This window comes from Ectothiorhodospira sp. 9100, assembly GCF_022227565.1.
Lineage (GTDB): Bacteria > Pseudomonadota > Gammaproteobacteria > Ectothiorhodospirales > Ectothiorhodospiraceae > Ectothiorhodospira > Ectothiorhodospira marina.
Window position 1 is genome coordinate 39338 of sequence record NZ_JAJNAN010000024.1, and the last position, 6000, is coordinate 45337.

At 63.1% G+C, this 6000-nt stretch carries 6 protein-coding genes and 1 pseudogene; 2 read left to right on the plus strand and 5 right to left on the minus strand.

All coding sequences use genetic code 11. The annotated features are described in order from the left end of the window. Positions 1-148: 148 nt before the first annotated feature. From LPW29_RS09120 to LPW29_RS09135, 4 genes are all read right to left on the minus strand, one after another. Entirely contained in the window at positions 149-1015 is an 867-nt protein-coding gene (locus LPW29_RS09120; RefSeq protein WP_238627747.1) for a DUF2726 domain-containing protein, read from the minus strand. Positions 1016-1234: 219 nt separating this feature from the next. After that, positions 1235-2404 carry an 8-amino-7-oxononanoate synthase gene (gene bioF, locus LPW29_RS09125; protein WP_238627748.1) on the minus strand — a complete coding sequence of 390 codons (1170 nt, stop codon included), beginning with the start codon at positions 2402-2404 and terminating at the stop codon, positions 1235-1237. After that, the gene (gene bioB, locus LPW29_RS09130) at positions 2401-3384 is read right to left on the minus strand and encodes a biotin synthase BioB (protein ID WP_238627749.1); all 984 of its coding nucleotides are present in this window, start codon (positions 3382-3384) and stop codon (positions 2401-2403) included. The genes bioF and bioB overlap by 4 nt, the downstream gene beginning before the upstream one ends. Next, a complete protein-coding gene (locus LPW29_RS09135; protein WP_090254933.1) occupies positions 3377-3835 on the minus strand; it encodes a hypothetical protein in 459 nt (152 codons plus the stop codon). Before LPW29_RS09135 ends, bioB begins: the two co-directional genes overlap by 8 nt. 125 nt (positions 3836-3960) lie before the next feature. Between LPW29_RS09135 and LPW29_RS09145 the strand changes: the two genes are divergently transcribed. Then, the gene (locus LPW29_RS09145) at positions 3961-4680 is read left to right on the plus strand and encodes a ComF family protein (RefSeq protein ID WP_255705560.1); all 720 of its coding nucleotides are present in this window, start codon (positions 3961-3963) and stop codon (positions 4678-4680) included. On the opposite strand, the gene ubiA is transcribed toward LPW29_RS09145, so the two are convergent. Then, positions 4670-5572 carry a 4-hydroxybenzoate octaprenyltransferase gene (gene ubiA, locus LPW29_RS09150; protein ID WP_338018687.1) on the minus strand — a complete coding sequence of 301 codons (903 nt, stop codon included), beginning with the start codon at positions 5570-5572 and terminating at the stop codon, positions 4670-4672. The two genes, LPW29_RS09145 and ubiA, sit on opposite strands and share 11 nt — an antisense overlap. A 127-nt stretch (positions 5573-5699) precedes the next feature. Here ubiA and LPW29_RS09155 point away from each other — a divergent pair. Further along, positions 5700-5876, plus strand: a pseudogene (locus LPW29_RS09155) (VTT domain-containing protein); the annotation flags it as partial. Positions 5877-6000: the final 124 nt, after the last annotated feature.

The window sequence follows — 6000 nt, forward strand, 5'->3', positions numbered from 1 at the left end:
CCACGCCCTGAGTGGCCGATAATTTCTTGAAGTCGCGCACAGTATACACGAATCGTCAAGGTGTTTCAGGGGCTTGCTATGGATCGATGACGGCCCCCGGGAAGAACCCGGGACGCCGGGGGCGTCCGCGGGTCATGAAGGTTGGCCCTCAGGAACTGCTGCTGGGCGAGCTCACCGGGCCACTCCGGGGCTTGGCAGGCTCATCGGTCTTGCCGGCCGTTTTGGCCGGTTCACCGGCCGGGGCCGCGGCAGCACCCTGCCCTGCCGGAGTCTCTGGCGGCTTGGCTTCAGCCTTTACCTCTGGTTTGGTTTCAGGCTTGGGCTCTGACTTGGGCTCGGGTTTGCTTTCGGGCTTGGCAGTTGAAGGCGCAGCTGCTTTGGAGGGTACCGGGCGACCAGCGGGGCCGGACTTCGCGGCAGCCTTTTTAGCCTGGGCAGCCTTTTTCTCCTCGGCGGCCTTCTTTCTCTGCTCCTCAGCCCGGGCCTTGCGCGCCTTGGCTTCCTCGGCCCGGTCGGCCACGGCCTTGATGGCCTCTTCCACCGCTGTTTTTGCCTTGGCGGCCGTAATCGGCTGATCGATGCGGATCACCCCCAGGGGCAGTTCGATGTGGGCACAAACCTCTTCCAGGAAGTCGTCCGGGTCGTGCACCAAACCCTTACGCTGAGCACTGCGACAACGAATCGCGCACACCACATCAAAGCTGTCCTTCTTGCAAAGCACAAAGTCGAAGGTTTCATCATCGATGCGCTTCTGGGCCGTTTGTTTCAGGGGCTGATCGGGTGTGGGCTTGACCGCGATGACTTCGCTGGCCAGGAGACTGGGATAGATACGGTGATCGTTGGCAAAGCTCTCCTCAAGGGCCTTGAGAACTTCAACTTCCTTGGGGGAAAACAGCTTATCTTCCCGCTCATAGGCACCGGAATTGGGCGGTGGTAGATCCACCCGGGCACGATACTGCGTGTAGAACACGATCGCCGCTCCGGCGAACACCAGCATGATCAATACTTCCGCCATAGCAACATCCCTCCGTCGGATTGAATTGAAATCCGGGCAAGGGTCCGGTTGTATTCGGGCTACGGGCCGCTTCCCGGTAACAAAATCTGACCGGCCAGAAAAAAGAAAGCACAGTCGCCCGATTTTGTAGGCCGTGGAGGAGGTATTACAAGCCAATTAATAGGGTTTTTTGAGGGATATCGGGTCTTGGGCCCTTGCAATGCCCCGACCCACGATGTTTCAGGCGGTGCCAACCAGCCCTGCCAGGGCCTGCAACAGGCGGTCCACCTGGGTTCTGGAATGCGTCGCGCTGAGGGTGACACGCAGCCGTGCGCGGCCCTGAGGAACGGTGGGGGGACGAATGGCCGGCACCAGCAACCCCTGTTGAAGCAGGGCATCGCTCCACTGCAGGGCCTTCTCCGAGGCCCCGACCACGATGGGTTGAATGGGCGTGGTGCTCTCCATGAGTTCAAGGCCCAACTGCCCTACCCCATCACGAAAATGCTCCACCAGGGCCCGCAAATGACGCCGGCGTTCGGGTTCTTGCTGCACGATGCGCAGCGAGGCTCGGGTAGCCTCGGCCACGGCGGCGGGCATGGCGGTGGTATAGATATAGGTGCGTGCTGACTGGATCAGGGTTTCGATCAGATCATCAGGGCCGGCCACGAAGGCACCCGATGTACCCAGCGCCTTGCCCAGGGTGCCCATGAGGATGGGCACCTGGGCCTGGGTGAGCCCCAGATATTCCAGGGTGCCTGACCCCTGCTGGCCCAGTACACCGATACCATGGGCATCGTCGGCCATCAGCCAGCAGCCATGGGTATCGGCCAGCGAGGCCAGGGTCTCCAGCGGCGCCAGGTTGCCATCCATGGAGAATACCGCATCGGTACTGATGAGGGTCTCGCGATCCCCCTCCCTGGCAGCCTTGCCCAGACGGCGGGCCAGATCCCCGGCATCGGCATGATGATAGCGGCTGAGCCGGGCACCACTGACCATGGCGGCGTCAATCAGCGAGGCGTGGTTCAGGCGGTCCTCGAACAATCGATCACTCCGGCGCAGCAGGGCCTGGGCCACGCCCAGATTGGCCATGTAGCCGGTGGAAAAGAGCAACGCCCGATCCCGGCCGGTAAAGGCGGCCAGCTCATCTTCCAGGGCATGATGAGCCCGGGTATGGCCATTCACCAGGTGAGCCGCGCCGGCGCCCACGCCATAGGTATCGGCCCCCCGCCGGAGGGCCTGAATCACCTGTGGATGGTTGGCCAGGCCCAGGTAATCGTTACTGCAAAAGGCCAGCACCGACCGGCCGTCGATCCTCTGCTCCGGCTGCTGGGGCCCCTCCAGGATGCGCCGCGACCGGTACCGGTGCTCGCTGCGCAGGGCCTGCAGAGGTACCTTGAGATCCCGGGTCACGCGACCTGGGTTTCGTCGCCCGCCTTGTGCTCCATCTCCAGGGTGTTCACACCCAGACGACGGAAGAGCTGCTGGTCGTGGTTTTCCGTGGCATTGGCGGTGGTGAGCAGTTTCTCGCCGTAAAAGATGGAGTTGGCGCCGGCAAAGAAGCACAGGGCCTGCATCTCGTCACTCATCTCGCTGCGGCCGGCGGACAGGCGCACATGGGAGGTGGGCATGACGATCCGGGCCACGGCCACCACCCGCACGAACTCCAGCGGATCCACCGGCTCGGCGTTGGCCATGGGGGTGCCCTCCACCGGCACCAGATTATTGATGGGCACGGATTCCGGATGGCGCGGCAGGTTGGCCAGTTGCTGCAGCAGGCTGGCCCGATCGCGACGGGACTCGCCCATACCCAGGATGCCGCCGGAACAGACGTTGATCCCGGCCTCACGCACATGGGTCAGGGTATCCAGGCGATCCTGATAGGTGCGGGTGGTGATCACCTCGCCGTAATACTCCGGAGAGGTATCCAGATTGTGATTGTAGTAGTCCAGGCCGGAGTCCTTGAGGCGTTTGGCCTGCATCTCGGTGAGCATGCCCAGGGTCATGCAGGTCTCCAGGCCCATCTCCCGCACGCCCCGCACCATCTCGATCACCCGCTCCAGGTTCTTGTCCGTGGGGTTGCGCCAGGCGGCCCCCATGCAGAAGCGTGTGGCCCCCTCGTCCTTGGCCTTGCGAGCCTCGGCCAGCACCTCTTCCACCGGCAGCAGTCGCTCACGCTCCACATCGGCGTCGTTGTGGGCGCTCTGGGAGCAATAGCCACAGTCCTCGGAACAGGCGCCGGTCTTGATGGAGAGCAGGCGGCTCACCTGCACCTGGTTGGGATCGAAATGGGCCCGGTGAAGAGTATGGGCCTCGAACAGCAGGTCATTGAAGGGACGATCCAGCAGGGTGAGGATCTCGTCCACCGTCCAGTCGTGACGGGTTTCAGCCATGGTCAGGCTCCTTGGGAATCTCGACGTCTTGCCAATGCTCCCGGTTGATCCGGATGATGTCGCGGATCGACCAGGGAATGATGATGAGTGCGGCCACCAGCCAGTAGATCCGGAAATAGAAGATCTCGGGCGGGAAGAAGGTGCCGATGACAATCAGCGCTCCCATGAAGGCGTAGTAGCGATAAGCCGCCTGCTGGGTGTAATACCCCACCCGCTCATCCGGGTGGTGCCGATTCAGGGCATATACCAGCATGGAGCCACCGAACCACAGCACCAGGGGCACAATCCCCATGATGGCCGCGATGATGGTGGCCACGCCCACCTCACCGGTCACCAGGAACAGGGGCACACCGGCCACGGTGACGGCAATGATGGTGCCATAGTTGAACAGCTTGGCCGATCCGGCACAGGCACGCGCTGATACATGACGGGTGGCGGCGGGCTGGGACATACTTGAACACCTAAGGACGACGGCCAGCCCGTTCAGTCGCTGGCACCCCAAGGGGTACGTCGGTAACGGGCAAACCGAGAATATACCTCAACCCATAGCGAGGTGACAGGGAAGTGAATCGACTGATGGCCGGTGCGCGGCGCCTGGGCGCTGCCTGGATCGAGCGAATCTACCCGCCCGTGTGCCTGTTGTGCGGGGCCCCTGGGCACGAGGGGATGGATCTTTGCGGGCCGTGTGCCGCGGAATTGCCGCGCCCGAGCGGCCCATGCCCCCGTTGCGGGCTGCCCCTGATGGGTGATGCAAGCCACCTGTGCGGCCATTGTCTGAGCCATCCCCCCGCCTTTGATCGCACCTGGGCGGCCCTCACCTACGTCTGGCCGGTGGATGATCTGGTGGGGCGCTTCAAGTTCCAAGGCCGTCTTAACCAGGGACGGCTGCTGGGCGAACTCATGGCCCGGGAACTGGGGCCCCGGGTGACACGCCCTGATTGTGTGATCCCCGTGCCGCTGCATGCTCATCGGCTACGGGAGCGGGGCTTCAACCAGGCGCTGGAACTGGCGCGCCCGCTCAGCCGCGTCCTGAACTGCCCGCTGGAGATCCTTGCGGTGCGTCGGGCCCGGGCCACGCCGCCCCAGCAGAAGCTCACCGCCAACCATCGCCAACGCAATCTGCGTGGCGCCTTCCAGGTGGCTGAGGGGTTTGCGCCGGCTCATGTGGCCCTGGTGGATGACGTCATGACCACCGGCTCCACCCTGAATGAACTGGCTGGGCTGCTGAAGGCCCGCGGCGTGCGTCGGGTGGATGTCTGGGTGCTGGCGCGAGTGCCAGAGCCCGCTAAAGGGTAGATCGAACCAGGTAATCCAGGGCAATCCCGGCAAACACCACTGCCCCGAACCAGTTGTTGTTCAAAAAGGCCTTGAAACACCCCTTGGGGTCGCGGTCATGGATCAGATACTGCTGGTAGATGGCCAGGCCAGCCGCCGCCACCAGGCTCAGGGTGAAGATCATGCCCAGTTCCGCCTGCCTGCCCACCAGCACCAGGGCTACCAGTACCAGCAACTGGAGCAGGCCGATGATGCTCCGATCCGACTCCCCGAACAGGATGGCGCTGGATTTCACGCCGATCTTGAGATCATCGGGCCGATCCACCATGGCGTACATGGTGTCGTAGGCGGTGGCCCACAGGATGGTGGCCAGAAAAAGCAGCCAGGCCAGGGGGGGAGGGAAGGCGTCGGTCTGGGCAGCGAAGGCCATGGGCACGGCCCAGCCGAAGGCCGCGCCCAGGTGTACCTGAGGCAGGTGATGGAATCGCTTCATGAAGGGATAGGTGCCCGCCAGCAGCACTGCCACCACGGACAGGGCAATGGTCAGTGGGTTCATCAACAACACCAGGCCAAAGGCGATGATGGAGAGCACCACCGCCACCCCCACGGCCTCAGTGGGGCTGATCTGCCCCGTAGCCAGGGGGCGATCCCGGGTGCGGGTGACACGCCCATCGATATGTCGATCGGCGAAGTCATTCATGGCGCAGCCGGCGGCCCGCATCAGGGCCACGCCCGCCACGAAGACGAACAGCACCAGTAGATCGGGAGTCCCCTCGGCGGCAATCCACAGGGCCCAGAGCGTGGGCCACAGCAGCAGCAACGTGCCCACAGGGCGATGAAGCCGCATGAGTAGGGCATAGTGGATCAGCCGGCCTCGCAGGCCCCCATTGGATGATGCGGTCTCGGTATTCACGGGCGTCGACGCATATCGGGTCAGTGGCAATCGGTGGCCAAGTGTAGCAAAGCCCGGCCGCCCTTTGCGGCCCAGCTCTGGATGCTGTGCAAACTGCTTTGTCTGGTCGCGCAGCTCCTGGCCGCCGTGGCGCTTCGTGGCCTTCACCCGCTTGGTCCCGCTGCTCCCTTTCAATCTGTTCAACTACGCGCTCGACCTGACCCGAATCCCCTTGCTGCGCTACGTAGCGGCCACGCTGGTCTGCATGATCCCCGGGGCACTGGCGTATGTGTGGATCGGCCATGCTGGGGCACAGGCGATCGCTGCACTCACCAGCCAATAACGAGCGCAGCGAATAATTTGTCCGTGTGAAGCGCCTTGTTATAAATTCCTTTCATTCTCTTTGTTGTGCCAAATCCTTAATATATAGATCATTTCATCGGCTATAA

Excerpts from the sequence above, each read along its gene's own strand:
- LPW29_RS09120 (WP_238627747.1), bottom strand. The coding sequence starts at position 1,015 with ATGGCGGAAGTATTGATCATGCTGGTGTTCGCCGGAGCGGCGATCGTG.
- bioB (WP_238627749.1), bottom strand. The coding sequence starts at position 3,384 with ATGGCTGAAACCCGTCACGACTGGACGGTGGACGAGATCCTCACCCTG.
- LPW29_RS09135 (WP_090254933.1), bottom strand. The coding sequence starts at position 3,835 with ATGTCCCAGCCCGCCGCCACCCGTCATGTATCAGCGCGTGCCTGTGCC.
- LPW29_RS09145 (WP_255705560.1), top strand. The coding sequence starts at position 3,961 with ATGGCCGGTGCGCGGCGCCTGGGCGCTGCCTGGATCGAGCGAATCTAC.